The organism is Simiduia curdlanivorans, from assembly GCF_030409605.1.
Classification (GTDB): domain Bacteria; phylum Pseudomonadota; class Gammaproteobacteria; order Pseudomonadales; family Cellvibrionaceae; genus Simiduia; species Simiduia curdlanivorans.
The window spans coordinates 2,198,855-2,213,270 of sequence record NZ_JAUFQG010000004.1; the positions used below are offsets into that span (position 1 = coordinate 2,198,855).

Below are 14,416 nucleotides of genomic sequence, written 5' to 3' on the forward strand. Positions count from 1 at the left end.
TTTACACTTATGGTAAACAAAACAATGAAGCTCCTTTTACTCTTGCTCGTCATTGCTGGATTGTGGTTCATTTTTAAAGAGGTGCGAAGCAAGCCAAAAGTCGAGCCTGCGCAAGCTTTGGATAAGCAGGAGCCGGCTGACTGGCCACGCTTGCGCGCTTTGTTGGCGGCGCAGGCCTTACCGAGTATTAAAATTTCGCTAGCTGATGACGAGGTTAGGCTGGCGTCCCAATCAAAGTTTGGCGGTAAGCCCTATTGGCCTAGGGAGAGTGCTTTTCCTCTAGATAAAGACGCTAAACCATTGAACTTTATTGCACAAATTAATTTCTCCGAGCTTCCCACTGGACTCGACGGTTGGCCAGAGCGCGGTTTGTTGCAGTTCTTCATCGGCAATGATGATTTGTACGGGCTCGAGTTTCTGGATGAGACCAACACGCTCGATAACTACCTTAATAGCAAAAGGAATTTCGCCGTTATTTATCATCCTGAGGTTGATGCGTCGGTAACGGTATTTGAACCTCCACTTAGTGTACCCCTAGACGAGGATCTATCGCCTTACTCTGGCGAGTCTGCTATTTCCTTCGCCTTGGTAAGCGATTTGCCATCGCCAATGGACTATCGCTTTGACGCAATTGCGCAGCCTTTTGGGCCATTAGGTGAAGAGCTAGAAGCCTACGCTTATGATGCGTTAATTAAATCGCCAGATCATAAGATGGGTGGCTATGCATCTTTCACCCAAGAAGATCCGAGAGGTTATTATGCGCCGGACGGCAATTGGCTGTTGCTTTTCCAGATGGATACCGATGCCAATGAAAAGATTGACATCATGTGGGGCGACGTAGGGATAGGCAACTTTTTTATCCAAGAGGCTGATTTAAGGAACTTAAACTTTAACCAAGTCTGGTATAACTGGGATTGCCACTGATTGCTTGAGCTTGCAGTGATGACGGTGGCAATGTTGGGCTGGAGTGATTAGGGTAGAGGCTCAGTTCAATGTCTGCAATGTTCATTGAAAAGTGAACCTTATATGGAGCAATCGAATGTCAATAGGCTACATGTGCGCCGTATTTTGCGTGATTGGGTTGTTTAGCTGGCCAATGTCTACCGCGGCTCAGCTGGACAAGCTGGTGTTCATGACTGAAGATTACCCGCCCTATAACTACCTAGAAAATGGTCAATTGCAAGGCGCCTCTGTGGAGCTGTTACTCGAAGTGGGTCGCCAACTAGGTCAGCCCATTGTGCGTGAAGACATTCGGATATTACCTTGGGCTCGCGCCTTTCGCGAGTTACAGCAGGGGCCGAATCGTGCACTGTTTATGACAACCCGAACCCGTGAACGCGAGGCGCAGTTTCAATGGGCAGGCCCTTTTACTTACGATTATCTGGGTTTGATTGCAAAGCGCAGTAAAAAGTTGCGCATAACACAGGCCGCGCAATTACAGAATTTGCGTATTGGCTTGGTGCGAGATGATGTGGCGGAAGAATTTCTTGGGAGATTTTCTATCGATGACAAGATGGTAACCCGGGGAAATTCATCAACAAACGTTGCCCGTATGCTGGTTGCCGACCGCATTGACCTATGGCCGATTGATCCACGTGGCGCCAATCGCTTCCTTAAAAACATTGGTGCCAACCCAAATGATTACGAAGTTGTTGCCAATTTACGCGCGGCGCCTCTGTATTATGCGTTTAGTCAGGATGTAGACGCCGATTTAGTCGCCGATTTTCAGCGGGCAATTGATCAGCTGCGAGAATCTCGGCCCGAGCTATTCCCCGCCGGGCATACAGACGTGGGCGCAACAGATATTCCGCCGTTGCAGTAGCGGCTTGGTTATATTTAACTTTCTCTCATCTTTGTCTTCATTTTCATCTTCATCCTTTCACTTACCCTTAGTGATCATCTGTTAGGTTGAATGCCTGAGATTAGGTGCCTTGTAATTGTCTGTGTATTGAACGTAAGATTTGAGCCGGTTGTATCGTGTGTTATGGGGTAGCATGCCGCAAAAGTACAAACCGATATGCAACAATTATCTAATGTTTCATCCACCCATGCAGTACTAAGCGCAGGCAGGGTTGACGGAATGAGGGGTGATTGCTTCCAATGTGAAAGTTAACTAACGAAAGTTGGATTGAAGTATGTTTGACGCGTTGCTGTTGGTATTGCTATTGCTGGGCCCTTTAATTTGGCTGATCCCTTGTTTCTTTGCTTTTTTAGTTACACTGATATTTTCTTTGTCAATGGCACCAAGCGCCCGCCGGTTAAAAGTGCGATTGCTCTCTGCATTGTTGGGGATAGCACTTCTCGCCGTGCTCTTCTGGGATCTCCCCGTTTTATGGGAGTATGAAAAACTCTGCGAAAATGATGCCGGCTTCATTCAATACCAAACAATCGAAGGGTGGAAAGCTGAAAATCCGGGCATTGCCGAAACCCTGGTGTCTATCGAAAACGCCAAGTTTAAAAATGACGGTAGTTATACCCATGTGCCGCTGAATCAGCGTTTTGAATGGGTGTTTAGCAATTGGGATGTAGGGCGCGGTATTCGCAAGCGCGAAGATCGCATTGTAGATGTGCAATCGGGCGCGATATTGGCACGTTATGTCGACTTCAGTTCGGGAATGAAGAATACGGGGATTAGCCCTTTCAATGTGCGGCTCTATAAAGTTTGGCTGACTTCTGAGTCGTGCCCGAGAGATGGAAACAAGGATAGATGGTTGATTAATGGCGACTCATTTAGAGGTTTTAAAAATACATTAAAGAAAATCAATGGAGTGATTGAATGAATACGAATGAACTATTTTATAACGCTCAACTATCAGAAGCCGCTTATGCTGACTTTTGGGACAAAGAATCAGGTCAAATTCTTACGGATGAAGATGATGTAGAGGACGCCCTAATCGCCTCAGGTTTCTCCACAACCCAAGCCGCGGAGTTCGTCACCCATTGGCGTGTAGTGCATCACCAGCCCAATAGCTCCATAGGATCTCTCTAGCGCTAACCGACGATATGGAGTTCGGTTTAAAAAATAGCAGTGAAAAATTGGACCCGCTAAAATTGTATTTCTATCACCAATAACTCATCATGACAAAGATAGTTATTACTTTTTAGGTTCTTACCCATGAAACTCAACATCTGGCAAGTAGACGCTTTTACCAACACTGTATTTTCCGGCAACTACGCCGCTGTGATTATTCTCGATAGCTGGCTAACCGATACTGTGATGCAAAATATTGCCAGTGAAAATAATGTCTCGGAAACCGCGTTTTTGGTAAAAACAAACGACGCCACCTATGCCATTCGTTGGTTTTCTCCCCTTAAAGAAATTGATTTTTGTGGCCATGCTACGCTCGCGGCGGCTTTTGTGCTGTATCGCAATCATAAGGCACTGGAGCGCCTAACTTTCACGGCGCCGGCGGTAGGTAGCCTCGGCTTAGTGAAGCAGGCGAATGGCTTTATTGAGATGGCGTTTCCCAATCGTCAGCCGGCCCTGGTTGAGTCTGTGCCCGCGCCGCTGTTGGAAGGTCTCTCTATTAAACCTGTGGCGGTATTGAAAAATACCCAGGCTTATTTCGCCGTGCTAGCCTCGCGCGCCGAGGTTGAAAATGTTGCGGTGGATTTGGCAAAGGTTAAATTACTCGCGCCTTTGGATCTGGTGGTGACCGCAGCCGATAGCGAGGTGGATTTCGTGTCGCGTTATTTCTGGCCCGCCAATGGCGGCGATGAAGATCCTGTTACCGGTTCTGCCCATGCGGGCTTGGCGCCTTATTGGGCGGATCAGTTAGGTAAAGCAGAGCTTAAGGCGCTGCAGGTGTCGAAGCGCGGTGGTCAACTCCAGTGCCGGGTAGTTGGCGATAAGGTCAATGTGGCGGGGCAGGCGGTGCTGTATATGGAGGGGGTTATTAACATTTAAACGCCCACGCCATGACATTCAGTGTCAGTTAGCTCATACCGGGAATAACCTTTAGCCTGTGGGTGCTAAGCAACTGCAAGACTTTGCATTAATAGTGAAGCCTGTATAATCGCGCCTCCGCTCGATTATCAGGCATGTGCTATGTGGTTAGATGACTTTTTTCAGCAATCTGGTCAAGAATTTTCCTTCACCCGAGAGCAGGCAAGCCGTTTTGCCAAGAAAATTGCCGATGATTTCAACCCGATTCACGACGTAGACGCCAAGCGTTTTTGTGTGCCCGGCGATTTATTGTTTGCCCTCACCTTAGCCCACAGCGGCCTCGCCCAAACCATGGATTTTACCTTCGCCGATATGGTGCAAGACGGCGTGAATTTGCACTTTGATGCAGACGCCAGTGAAGTACGCGTGTTGGATGCTAACCAAAAGCGCTACATGGCGATGTCCCGTGCCGGCGAACAGCGCCATAACCCCGAGCTGGCCGAGCAGTTAACGCGCGCCTACGTGGCGTTTTCGGGCCATACCTTTCCCCATATTTTGGTGCCCCTGTGGCGCGAACACGGGGTGATGATTAACCCAGCGCGGCCGATGGTGATTTATCAGTCCATGCATTTACAGTTCGATCGCCTCGATATCGCCGATTTACAACTCGAGGCCGCCGGTTCCAAGATGACGGTGGACGGCAAGCGTGGTCAGGTTAAGGTGGCGTTTATTTTTAAAGATGGTGCGCAAGTGGTTGGGCGCGGCGAGAAAAGTTTAGTGCTTAGCGGCTTGCGCGAATTTAATGAAGCGGATGTGGCGGGTGTTGTGAGTTATTATGACGAGCGTAAATTAAGGTTGTAGCCGCAAGCCGCAAGCAAAAGTAAAAGTAAAAGCAACAAAGCCCTTGCGGACCTAAGTTTTGTGCCATCATAATTTGTAGCTTGTAGCTTGTAGCTTGTAGCTTGTAGCTTGTAGCTTGTAGCTTGTAGCTTGTAGCTTGTAGCTTGTAGCTTGTAGCTTGTAGCTTGTAGCTTGTAGCTTGTAGGGGGCGGCCCCCCGCCTTGTAGCTTGTAGCTTGTAGGGGGCGGCCCCCCGCCTTGTTTCGAAGATCCCACCTTCGATTTCCCTAGAGATTTGTAACTAGCAACTGGTCATCATCTTCCAATCCATTTTCTGCCTGCATGCAGAAAACCATCTCTTTTAAACTGCCGCCTGAGCCGCTATTCTCGAATCTTATCGACAAGGATGCCCCATGCCCTATACCTCAGATTCCCATCAGTTCGACCAGTTGGTGCTCGCCAAGCCTAAGGCCTTAAAAATATTGGCCGAAGGCGACTCTTGGTTTGCTTACCCAAGGCGTTATTTGGCCTTTGGCCGGGCATCGAATGTTATTCATCATTTAGCCAAGCGAAAAGATTTACTGATATACGCGACGGCGAGTAATGGCGATGAAGCCTTGACCATGCTCAGCGGCGAGCAGAAGCACGCGTTGATGAAGCGGTTGCAAGCGCACGCCTATGACTATTTATTATTTTCTGGCGGCGGCAACGATATCGTTGGGCGTTACGATTTGGATTATTTTATCCGCCCCTACCATGCCGATATGACCGCTGAGGGCGCGGTCTATGAAGAAAGGCTGCAGGCTAAGTTGTTACAGTTGTCGGCAACCTATGAAGAGCTCATCTATCGCTTGGCGAAGTTTTCCAAGAATAAAGCGATTCGATTAGTAACCCACACTTACGATTTCCCTCGGCCTTCGAAAAAGGGATTTGCCCTGTTTGATGTGTTTCCCATCGGCGAGTCCTGGATCTACCCGATTTTTAAGTCTTTGGGTTATCGCGACGTTGGGTTGATGGCGGAGGTTGCGGCGCTGCTGCTGCGCGCCTTTCGAAAGATGTTGTTTGAGCTGCAAGCCAAGCACGGGGCTCGCTTAACCGTGGTGGATACTCAGGGGCTATTAACGGACAAGCACTGGCGCAATGAAATTCACCCCAATTCAGCCGGCTTTAAACTCGTGACTAAAGCGCTTGAGCAGGTACTGGTTTAATTGTTTGTTTTGTTTAATTGTTTTATTTAATTATTTGGATCGTTTTCTATTCATTGAATGGGCGAGGTTGAACCAGATAAGCGTAAGTTAACCCACCCAATGCGCCGGCGGCTATTTGCAAGCCAAGCCCAAGCCAACCGCGCGCGCCGGCCATCAGGGTTATTTCCATGATCGGTTGCATCAGCGCTAAAATACAGCCAAGTGCTGCAGCGCCGGCCAAACTGAAGAGCAGGGCCGGCGGCCATGTGGTTTTTGTTCGGGTGAATGTCGCAACACAGAAGGCTATGGCAAAACCTACGGCAATTATCGGCAAGTAGGTGGGGCTAAGGCCCACAAGGTCGTCGGCCATGGCTGCTAGTCGAGTGCTAAAGTCGATATGGGCGCCGAGGTTGATTAATTGGGCTTGCACCTGTTGTGAGTGGCACAGACTAGCGGCGACAAATCCCACGCAGCTGGCGCTTGCCCAGCTAACTAAACAGCGCATTTTCGTGCTATCTTTTCGTTCTTGATTATTCATAGATAAACCAAAAGGCTAGATATGTTGCAGAGCATAAACCATTGCTATAAGGCGAGCACGTTTTTAATCTTGGCTACTTTTTTTCTGGCACTGCCGAGCGTCGCTGAACAAGCGGTAAAACCGACGCCGACTTTTGATATAACAACGCTGACAGATCAGCTCCAATCGCCTTGGTCGCTCGCGTTTCTGCCTTCGGGCGAGATACTTATTGCTGAAAAAGTTGGTGCGCTTCGCATATTCGACGGTAAAGCGCTATCGGCGCCGATTACCGGCGTGCCGCAGGCCTTAGTGCGTAGCCAGGGTGGTTATCAGGATCTTGTTTTGCACCCTGACTATGAAAAAAATGGTTGGGTTTACCTAAGCTTTGCCTGGGGCGAGCGTAGCGCCAACGGCACGCGCTTGGTGCGCGGGCGAATTAAGCAAGGCGCCTTTGTCGATCAGGAAGTTTTATTCACCGCCGAGCCGTTGAAAAATACGCCGGTGCACTATGGTGCGCGGTTGGCATTTTTACCAGACAACAGCTTAGTGATGGCGGTTGGCGATGGCTTTGATTTTCGCGAGTCAGCGCAAAAAACCGATAGCTTATTGGGCAAATTTGTTCGCTTAAATGACGATGGCTCGATTCCAAAAGACAATCCCTTCTTTGATAGAAAAGGCTATCATCCCGCTATTTATTCCCTTGGCCATCGCAACCCGCAGGGCGTGGCTTACGATCCGGTGCGGCAGCAATTATTTGCCAATGAACACGGCCCGCAAGGTGGCGATGAAATTAATATCCTCGAGCCGGGTAAAAATTATGGCTGGCCCATAATTACCTATGGCCGCGATTATTCTGGTGCCTCTATTACGCCCTTTACCGAATACGAGGGCATGGAGCAGCCCTTGGTCAATTGGACACCCTCTATCGCGCCCTCGTCGCTGGCGGTGTACAACGCGGATTTGTTTCCAGCCTTTAAGGGCGACTTATTGTCCTCGGCGCTGAAAGCCAAAGAAGTACGCTGGGTGCAAATGCAGGGTGCGACGCCGGCTGCAGAGGTGTCGCTGTTCGGCGACTTAAATGCGCGTATTCGCGCGGTTTATGTGGGGCCGGAGGGCGCACTGTATTTACTCACCGATGGCGATAGAGGCAAACTGTTAAAAGTGACGCCCAAGGCGCAATAGATCACGCATAACGCCGATGTTAGGCGATTGAACAAGCGGCCTAGGCCGCTTGGCTTAGTGCTTCAGGTGAATAGGAAAGTGTGCACCAGTCGATAGAATAGCTCGCATGTTTGAGACACCAGTGCGAGCCAATTCATGAGCATTTATTTAACCCAAGATTCGATGTTACCGGATCAGGCGATTTACAATATTCGCGGCCTTTTAGGAACAACTGACGTATCACCCCACACCATTGAATATGTGCGCGGTCGCTTTGTGGTGTTTCGTATTATGAAGCCTATTTCCTCGCACGGCTCTTATCGCGAGGCTGAGTTGGCGGCGCAAGCGCTTGATGCCGATTATCTTGATGCGAATTATATAGACGCCTGATCCAGGTAATTAAAAAGCTCTTCGAAGCGCTCTATTGCGTGATCTGCTTGGGCAATAAAATGAGCGTTGCTGTGGTTGCGCCATAAGATAGCGCGCATGCCGGCCCGCTGTGCGGCTTCTAGGTCGAATTTATAATCGCCTACATAGGCCAGTTGTTGTGTTGGAATTTGCCACTGCTGGGCAATGCTGAGCAACGCCTCTGGGTGCGGTTTTACTGCTTGGCAATCTTCGCGGGTGATAATCAGCTCGATCGGAATCTTGAGTTTTTGCACCGTAAGCTGAGTGGCTTTGCGCATGTTGCGCGTCACAATGGCCATGGGCACCTTGGCGGCGGCGAGTTTGTTTAATACGGCTTCGGCATCTGCAATCCAGGTCGCGCAGGCGGCACCGGCCATTTCATGTTTTTCAATCACGCTTTGAACTCTCGCCACGGCGTGCGGGCAAGACAGGCTTTGTTGATATTCGAGTAGCGGTGTTTGATGGGGGATGGCGAGTTCATCGCAGATGGCGGTGAAGTTCAGCTGCGAGTCGGCTAGGGTGCCGTCTAGGTCAAAGATAATGCCGTTTAATCGCTGCACTGTACGTCCTAGGTGATCGTCGGGTTTGCGCCATAATGCCAGTATTGTGATGTTATTTTCTAGGGCTTAGTTTTTTGGCGTTAAAGCTCTAGCGTTAAACCCCTAGCATCCCAAAACTGGATATTAAAACTAAGTATTAAAACCTAAGCTGCTCTTTACAGCTGATCACGGCGTCGCTGTGCACAGAGATCACCATGCGCTTGCCCCATTCGCCTTCATTAATTGAACCGCAGTCGGTCTGCATTGCCTCTGCACCACGCTTTAACGTTACCCGGTACTGCCCCTCGCTTTGTGCCGCGTCATAAAAAATTTCACTCGATTCGCCGGGCGCAATATCGTCGAAGCGCAAGGTGTTCGAGGGTAGCTCAACCACGATGGCTGAAAGTATTTCCCGGCTGTTATTCTCCACCGTTACCGTGGGGGTAAACCAGCATAAAAGCGTCAATACGGCAATTAACACCACCGCTAACAGGCCGATGCCAAGGCTTGAGTAGAGTAGAAATTTGACAGTAATTTGTTTCATAGCATCCGGCGCAAAATGTCGCGTGTATTTAAGGTGAAGGATTTTTTAATTCACCTGGTTAAGGACGTTTAGTCCAGCCAGCTAAGGGCTTTTATCCACCACGCTAAAGGCTTTTGATCTACCTCGCTAAGGGCTTCTCTCAATCCACGGCTCAATTCACTTCTCAATTCACTTTTCAGTCCACGCAGTTATAGGCCAAATAGGCGGCGGCAAGATAACCCGTGCGCAGTTGCGGCAGCGGAAAGGCCTTGGGCTTGTTCTGCATAAATGCAGGAACCTCGGCTATGGCAGCTGCATCTTTTAGCATTAATGCCGCGGCTTTGTGGCCGCTCCAGCTAGCCATGGCGACGCCGTTGCCGTGGTACGCCAGTGCGCAGTAAAGTTCATCCCCCAGTGCTGCGATGTGGGGTGTTTGCTGGCGCGCTAATGCAACGTGACCGCGCCAAAAATAGTCTACGTCAACTTGCGCCCAAGCGGGGAAGTAGCGCTGGAAATCTACCCCATGCTGCTTGCGTCTGGCCGCAAAACTGGCCTCGCTTTGTCGAATGCCGCCGCGGCCGCCGAATAAAAACCGTTGATCTGGTAGTAGGCGGAAATAATACAGCAAGTTGCGGGTGTCGTAGCTGGGGTTGGTCGACCACCAGCCTTGGCTGTCTAACTCCTGCTGCGTTAAGGGGCGGGTGACTAAAATGTTGCTGAGCGCAGGCAACACCCTCCCGTTGAGGCTGGGGTGCATGGCGTCTTGGGTGTAGCCGTTAGTCGCCATCAGTACTTTTCGCGCGTTTAGCTGGCCTCGGCTTGTGTTCAGTTGCCGGCGACCTGATGTGTGTTTGAGCGCGGCGACGGTGTGGTTATTATAAAAATCCACGCCTAAATTTTGCGCCGCTCGCACTAGGCCGTAGCAATATTTGAGCGGGTGTAAACCGAAGCCTGCCGGCATATGTAGCCCGGCAAAACTGGCGCTGGCGCATTGGCCACGCTGTTTCAGTTCGACCGATGAAAGTAGCTGCGCTTCTAGTCCGTAGTGTTGCTGAAACGCCGCTTGGGTTTGGTGCAATTGCGCCTGCGTTTTTTCGCGATGGGCCAAGAGAGTCTCGCCGATGCCGCAGATATCCGCACTAATGTTGAAATCTTCACAGTTGCGTTTGACCTGTGCGATGGCGGCGAGTTGTGCTTGCACGTAGCGCTGCGCTTGTTCGGTACCAAAGCGCTTTTCGATAGCGCCAATGCCCAAATGATCACCGCCAAGGCAACAGAAGCCACCATTGCGCCCACTGGCGCCCCAGCCCGGTTGTTGAGCGTCGATAAGTGCGACACTTAGACCCTTGTGGGCCAGTGCGATGGCGGCAGTTAAGCCGGTGTAGCCAGCGCCAACAATGGCGGCATCGTAAACTGCCTTCGGTGCTGGTGTGCGGTAATCCGGCTCGGTGGCGGTGGCGCGCCAGTAGCTAGCAGCGGGCGCGCCATCTATGCCTGCAGACATTGCTAGGCTGGCTCGGCATCGGGCTTATGGGCATGGCTTTTGTGTGGGTGTGGTAGTGGATCTTCGGCCCGTTGACCAAAGAACTGTAGCACCAGCCAAAGCGCGACCGCGCCGATAATCATACACAGCCACCAAGGCGCGCCAAAGCCAGCGGGCAGGGTGCCCGCGAGCATGCCGACACCGCCCACCACCAAGCAATACAGCATTTGGCTGCGCACATGGTCGATCAGGTCACAGCCGGAGGCCATGGCCGATAGCAGGGTCGACTCGGCCAATGGCGAGCAGTGATCGCCCCAAATAGCGCCGGCAAGCACGCCGGAGACCGACGAATAGAAAATGTGCATATGCTCGGCGCCGGTCATGTCGTTGAACACCAGTACCGCCCAAGCCAAAGGCACCACCATGGGCATCATAATGCCCATCACGCCCCAGCTGGAGCCGGTAGCAAAGGCCATAAAGGCGGCTAAAAGGAAGATGATGAAGGGCATTAAATTCGGGTTTAGAGTGTCGCCCAGGGCCGATATGAGGAAGTCAGAGGTGTGCAACTCGGTGTTCACCGCGGATAGCGACCAGGCCAATGTCAGCACGAAGATCACCAGCATCACGGCTTTGGCGCCGGCGAACCAGGCGTCGGTAATTTCGTGCACGCTGAGCAGGCGCTGCGCCATGGTCATCAGCAGCGCGACAATACAACCGGCCACTGAGCCGTACATCATGGAGGCGAAGGAGTTGGCGTTGCCGATGATTTCGCGCAGCGAGTCGTCGGCGCGGTCTGGGCTGGCGAGGCCGGTGAAATAGATCGCGGCCATGGTCACGCCGATGAGCACACACATGGGGATAACGGCATTGATGGCGCGGTGCGGTACGCCTGCTTTAGCCTCCATGTCTTTCTCTTCCGGCGCTGGGCCTGAATCTTGCTGCATGGCTGGGCTCAACACCTTGCCAGTGTGAAAGGCGCGGCGCTCGGCTTTGAGCATGGGGCCAAAATCTTTGCCCGTGCCGGCGATGTAGAGCACAAACACGATGGCCAATATCGGGTAAAAACTGTACAGCAGGGAGTTCAAAAATACCGAGTAGGCGGATTCGTCCAAACCTACGATGGTGCTCAAGCCGTCGTTGATGACGCCCACTTGAAAGCCGATCCAGGTGGTGACAAACAAAATGGCGGAAACCGGCGCCGCAGTGCAATCGACGATGTAGGCCAACTTCTCTCGGGAGATGCGCATGGTGTCGGAGATTTTCTTCATGGTATTGCCGACAATAAGGCTGTTGGCGTAGTCATCGAAGAAGATAGCCAGCCCTAAAAAGCTGGTGGAAAGCTGAGTTTGTGAGCGGTTCTTAACCACGCGGGTGATGCGCTCCGCGATTCCCATGGTGCCGCCATTGCGCGAGATGATGCCCACAAGGCCACCGATTAAGAAGCAGAAAACCACCACTTCCATGTGTTCGCGCTCGGTGAGTGCATCCACCACATAGACTTGGCAGGCGTCCAAAATCGCCATACCTAAGCCCGGTAGCGTCAGGCCGTAGAGCATCCAGATACCGGTGATCAGGCTAACGAACAGGGCAATCATCACGTTGCGCAGTAGCAGCGCCATGGTTACGGCCATCAGCGCTGGGATCAGGGAGAACCAGCCGGGTAGGGTGGCGATGTTGGCGCTATCTAGCTGGTGGCCATTACTGAGCAGTATCACCTGGGCTGTGTCGGCCTCTGTAATGAGGCCGGAAAAGGTGAGTAGCCCGTCGGTTAACTCGCCTTGATAGATGGTTTCGTCCAATTGAATGAATAAAGTTTGCTGTTGCAGCTCGGTGGCATCGGCGATATCGATACTAAAAGGAACGCCTTGAAGGGCAATTTTGGGCAGCGTCCAGACCGAGGTATGGCTTTCCTCGGCCAGGCTTGGCTGAGAAAAAATCAGTAAAAAAGTGGATAAAATTAGGAAAAATACGGATAACGTCCGTGAATGGGAAAATAAGTGCTGCATGGTGCGCCCGTTGGTCAAAGTTGAATTTATCGTTTGAATGGCTCGAATGTAACCAAGCTTGGCCGCTTGCGCCAGCAATTATCCTCTTGACCCAGTTTGGGTATTGAATGATTATTCGGATTGTAGGAAGTTGGATGAAATCTAAGCAATCTGCCAATTGGCGTGTTTCAGCCATTGGGTTTTTGTGTAGCATTGTATATAAAGGCTCTGGATGTATGGCGGTATTCACACTTGAATACAGCCCCGAACAGACACATAACACGAGAAAAATGTATTTTGATGCAACACGCTACGCGCACGCCATTGGCGCCGCAAGACCTGCTTAAACAGGGTTTTGCGCTGCTGAATCAAGGTCGGCCCCAAGAGGCCGCGAGATTGTGCCAACAGGTGATTGCCCAAAACCCCCGTATTCCTCAGGCTCATTTTTTAGTGGGTTTGGTGGCGCTGTCGCTGCGCGATCGCCTTACTGCCGTGCAAGCCTTTGGCTCGGTCACCCAATTGCAGCCGGATCACGCCGCCGCGTGGGCGCAGTTGGCAAAATTATTCATCGAAGAAGGGCAAGTAAACCGCGCCGATCAGGCACTCAAAGAGGCCGAGAAACACGGCTCATCCGACCCCCTCGTGCAAGATCTATTGGGCACTGTCTATACCCGCATGGGCGATCACGGCCGTGCTAAAGTCCAGTTTGAGCAGGCCGTTGCCGGCGCTTCTGAGCAGCCGCAGTATTCACTTAACTTGGCTAATAACCGCGTTTATCACGGCGAAATTGCGGCGGCAGAAAGCCTGTATCAGTCGGTGTTAACGCGTATTCCCCATCACGCGCAAGCCCATTGGTCATTGGCTGCAGCGCGTAAGGCAACAGATCATAGCCATATAGAAGTCATGCAGAAGTTACTGCTACAGCCTAGATTGGAGGATCGCCCACGGGCTTTTTTGCATTACGCTATTGGCAAAGAATGTGAAGATTTAAAGGATTGGGACAGCGCTATTGAAGCTTTTATGGCCGGAGCCAAAGCGCGCAGAAATACGGTTGAGTACGACGAGGCTGCCGAGCAGCTGATGTTTGATTATCTTATTGAACATTGCACTGAAGAGTGGTTGGCCGATAGTCAGGGCTCGGATCACAGCGCACCTATTTTTGTATTAGGCCAACCGAGAACAGGCACAACCTTGATAGAGCGTATTATTACCAGCCATAGCGATGTTACCTCGGCCGGCGAATTGCAGCAGTTTGGTATGAGTTTACGCAGGCTGAATAATCATCGAGATCCGAAACGATTTTCAGCGCAAATGTTTGAAGCCTCGATGAATTTAGATTTCAAACAGGTAGGCGACGTGTACATGGAGGCAACTAAACGCTTGCATGGCGGCACGCCGAGGTTTGTCGATAAATTGCCGGTTAACTACCTACTGATTCCGTTTATATTAAAGGCGTTTCCCAAGGCAAAGATTGTGCATTTAACCCGCGAACCGATGGATGCGTGCTTTGCCAGCTTCAAACAGCTTTTCGCCGATGCTTATTTGCATTCCTACGATCAAGCTGAAATGGCACGCCACCACAGCCGTTATTTAAAATTAATGGCGGTATATCGCGAGCGCTTTGCGGGACGCTTCTTTGATATTTCCTATGAGGCCACCGCGCAAGATATTGAGCCTAATGCGCGTGCGCTTATCCAATACTTAGAGTTACCTTGGCAAGATGCTTGCTTAAATTTCCATCAGCAAACCGGCGCTGTATCTACCGCAAGCGCTGCGCAAGTGCGTGAGCCAGCGCATACCCGCTCTATCGGGCGCTGGAAAAAATACCAACAACAATTGCAGCCTATGCTGCAAGCACTCAGCAATGAAAACATCGCAATATGATTAA

At 51.1% G+C, this 14,416-nt stretch carries 15 protein-coding genes; 10 read left to right on the forward strand and 5 right to left on the reverse strand.

The window, feature by feature from the left end; genetic code table 11:
• The first annotated feature begins 24 nt into the window (after nt 1-24).
• The 7 genes from QWY82_RS09835 to QWY82_RS09865 all read left to right on the forward strand — a co-directional run bounded on the left by QWY82_RS09835 (nt 25) and on the right by QWY82_RS09865 (nt 5,933).
• Nucleotides 25-924, forward strand: a complete 900-nt coding sequence (locus tag QWY82_RS09835; protein ID WP_290261766.1) for a YwqG family protein — start codon at nt 25-27, stop codon at nt 922-924.
• A 115-nt stretch (nt 925-1,039) separates the two neighbouring features.
• On the forward strand, nt 1,040-1,822 hold the full coding sequence (locus tag QWY82_RS09840; RefSeq protein WP_290261767.1) for a substrate-binding periplasmic protein: 783 nt from the start codon (nt 1,040-1,042) through the stop codon (nt 1,820-1,822).
• Between the two features lie 313 nt (nt 1,823-2,135).
• Nucleotides 2,136-2,780: a hypothetical protein gene (locus tag QWY82_RS09845; RefSeq protein WP_290261770.1), complete on the forward strand. Its 645-nt coding sequence runs from the start codon at nt 2,136-2,138 to the stop codon at nt 2,778-2,780.
• Entirely contained in the window at nt 2,777-2,989 is a 213-nt protein-coding gene (locus QWY82_RS09850) for a hypothetical protein (RefSeq protein ID WP_290261771.1), read from the forward strand. Before QWY82_RS09845 ends, QWY82_RS09850 begins: the two co-directional genes overlap by 4 nt.
• A gap of 126 nt (nt 2,990-3,115) precedes the next feature.
• Nucleotides 3,116-3,907 carry a PhzF family phenazine biosynthesis protein gene (locus QWY82_RS09855; protein ID WP_290261773.1) on the forward strand — a complete coding sequence of 264 codons (792 nt, stop codon included), beginning with the start codon at nt 3,116-3,118 and terminating at the stop codon, nt 3,905-3,907.
• Between the two features lie 141 nt (nt 3,908-4,048).
• Nucleotides 4,049-4,747, forward strand: coding sequence for a DUF3581 family protein (locus tag QWY82_RS09860; RefSeq protein WP_290261775.1), 699 nt, complete (start codon nt 4,049-4,051; stop codon nt 4,745-4,747).
• 391 nt (nt 4,748-5,138) lie between these two features.
• Nucleotides 5,139-5,933: an SGNH/GDSL hydrolase family protein gene (locus tag QWY82_RS09865; RefSeq protein WP_290261777.1), complete on the forward strand. Its 795-nt coding sequence runs from the start codon at nt 5,139-5,141 to the stop codon at nt 5,931-5,933.
• A 46-nt stretch (nt 5,934-5,979) separates the two neighbouring features.
• On the opposite strand, the gene QWY82_RS09870 is transcribed toward QWY82_RS09865, so the two are convergent.
• A complete protein-coding gene (locus tag QWY82_RS09870) occupies nt 5,980-6,450 on the reverse strand; it encodes a hypothetical protein (RefSeq protein WP_290261779.1) in 471 nt (156 codons plus the stop codon).
• Nucleotides 6,451-6,519: 69 nt separating this feature from the next.
• On the opposite strand from QWY82_RS09870, the gene QWY82_RS09875 reads away from it, so the two are divergent.
• Both QWY82_RS09875 and QWY82_RS09880 read left to right on the forward strand, forming a co-directional pair.
• Nucleotides 6,520-7,611, forward strand: a complete 1,092-nt coding sequence (locus QWY82_RS09875; RefSeq protein ID WP_290261781.1) for a PQQ-dependent sugar dehydrogenase — start codon at nt 6,520-6,522, stop codon at nt 7,609-7,611.
• Between the two features lie 135 nt (nt 7,612-7,746).
• Nucleotides 7,747-7,980 carry a hypothetical protein gene (locus QWY82_RS09880; RefSeq protein ID WP_290261783.1) on the forward strand — a complete coding sequence of 78 codons (234 nt, stop codon included), beginning with the start codon at nt 7,747-7,749 and terminating at the stop codon, nt 7,978-7,980.
• Here the strand turns inward: QWY82_RS09880 and QWY82_RS09885 are convergent.
• The 4 genes from QWY82_RS09885 to QWY82_RS09900 form a co-directional block, all read right to left on the reverse strand.
• Nucleotides 7,965-8,558, reverse strand: a complete 594-nt coding sequence (locus tag QWY82_RS09885) for an HAD family hydrolase (protein ID WP_290261784.1) — start codon at nt 8,556-8,558, stop codon at nt 7,965-7,967. The genes QWY82_RS09880 and QWY82_RS09885 overlap by 16 nt on opposite strands.
• Before the next feature lie 136 nt (nt 8,559-8,694).
• Nucleotides 8,695-9,081 carry a hypothetical protein gene (locus QWY82_RS09890; protein WP_290261786.1) on the reverse strand — a complete coding sequence of 129 codons (387 nt, stop codon included), beginning with the start codon at nt 9,079-9,081 and terminating at the stop codon, nt 8,695-8,697.
• A 175-nt stretch (nt 9,082-9,256) separates the two neighbouring features.
• On the reverse strand, nt 9,257-10,564 hold the full coding sequence (locus QWY82_RS09895; protein ID WP_290261788.1) for an NAD(P)/FAD-dependent oxidoreductase: 1,308 nt from the start codon (nt 10,562-10,564) through the stop codon (nt 9,257-9,259).
• Nucleotides 10,565-10,566: 2 nt separating this feature from the next.
• Complete coding sequence (locus QWY82_RS09900) at nt 10,567-12,627, reverse strand: Na+/H+ antiporter NhaC family protein (protein ID WP_290261790.1); 2,061 nt, start codon at nt 12,625-12,627, stop codon at nt 10,567-10,569.
• 201 nt (nt 12,628-12,828) lie between these two features.
• Here QWY82_RS09900 and QWY82_RS09905 point away from each other — a divergent pair, with 201 nt between their 5' ends.
• A complete protein-coding gene (locus tag QWY82_RS09905) occupies nt 12,829-14,412 on the forward strand; it encodes a tetratricopeptide repeat-containing sulfotransferase family protein (protein ID WP_290261792.1) in 1,584 nt (527 codons plus the stop codon).
• The last annotated feature ends 4 nt before the right edge of the window (nt 14,413-14,416 follow it).

Excerpts from the sequence above, each read along its gene's own strand:
- QWY82_RS09835 (WP_290261766.1), top strand. The coding sequence starts at position 25 with ATGAAGCTCCTTTTACTCTTGCTCGTCATTGCTGGATTGTGGTTCATT.
- QWY82_RS09840 (WP_290261767.1), top strand. The coding sequence starts at position 1,040 with ATGTCAATAGGCTACATGTGCGCCGTATTTTGCGTGATTGGGTTGTTT.
- QWY82_RS09845 (WP_290261770.1), top strand. The coding sequence starts at position 2,136 with ATGTTTGACGCGTTGCTGTTGGTATTGCTATTGCTGGGCCCTTTAATT.
- QWY82_RS09850 (WP_290261771.1), top strand. The coding sequence starts at position 2,777 with ATGAATACGAATGAACTATTTTATAACGCTCAACTATCAGAAGCCGCT.
- QWY82_RS09855 (WP_290261773.1), top strand. The coding sequence starts at position 3,116 with ATGAAACTCAACATCTGGCAAGTAGACGCTTTTACCAACACTGTATTT.
- QWY82_RS09860 (WP_290261775.1), top strand. The coding sequence starts at position 4,049 with ATGTGGTTAGATGACTTTTTTCAGCAATCTGGTCAAGAATTTTCCTTC.
- QWY82_RS09865 (WP_290261777.1), top strand. The coding sequence starts at position 5,139 with ATGCCCTATACCTCAGATTCCCATCAGTTCGACCAGTTGGTGCTCGCC.
- QWY82_RS09870 (WP_290261779.1), bottom strand. The coding sequence starts at position 6,450 with ATGAATAATCAAGAACGAAAAGATAGCACGAAAATGCGCTGTTTAGTT.
- QWY82_RS09880 (WP_290261783.1), top strand. The coding sequence starts at position 7,747 with ATGAGCATTTATTTAACCCAAGATTCGATGTTACCGGATCAGGCGATT.
- QWY82_RS09890 (WP_290261786.1), bottom strand. The coding sequence starts at position 9,081 with ATGAAACAAATTACTGTCAAATTTCTACTCTACTCAAGCCTTGGCATC.
- QWY82_RS09895 (WP_290261788.1), bottom strand. The coding sequence starts at position 10,564 with ATGTCTGCAGGCATAGATGGCGCGCCCGCTGCTAGCTACTGGCGCGCC.
- QWY82_RS09905 (WP_290261792.1), top strand. The coding sequence starts at position 12,829 with ATGCAACACGCTACGCGCACGCCATTGGCGCCGCAAGACCTGCTTAAA.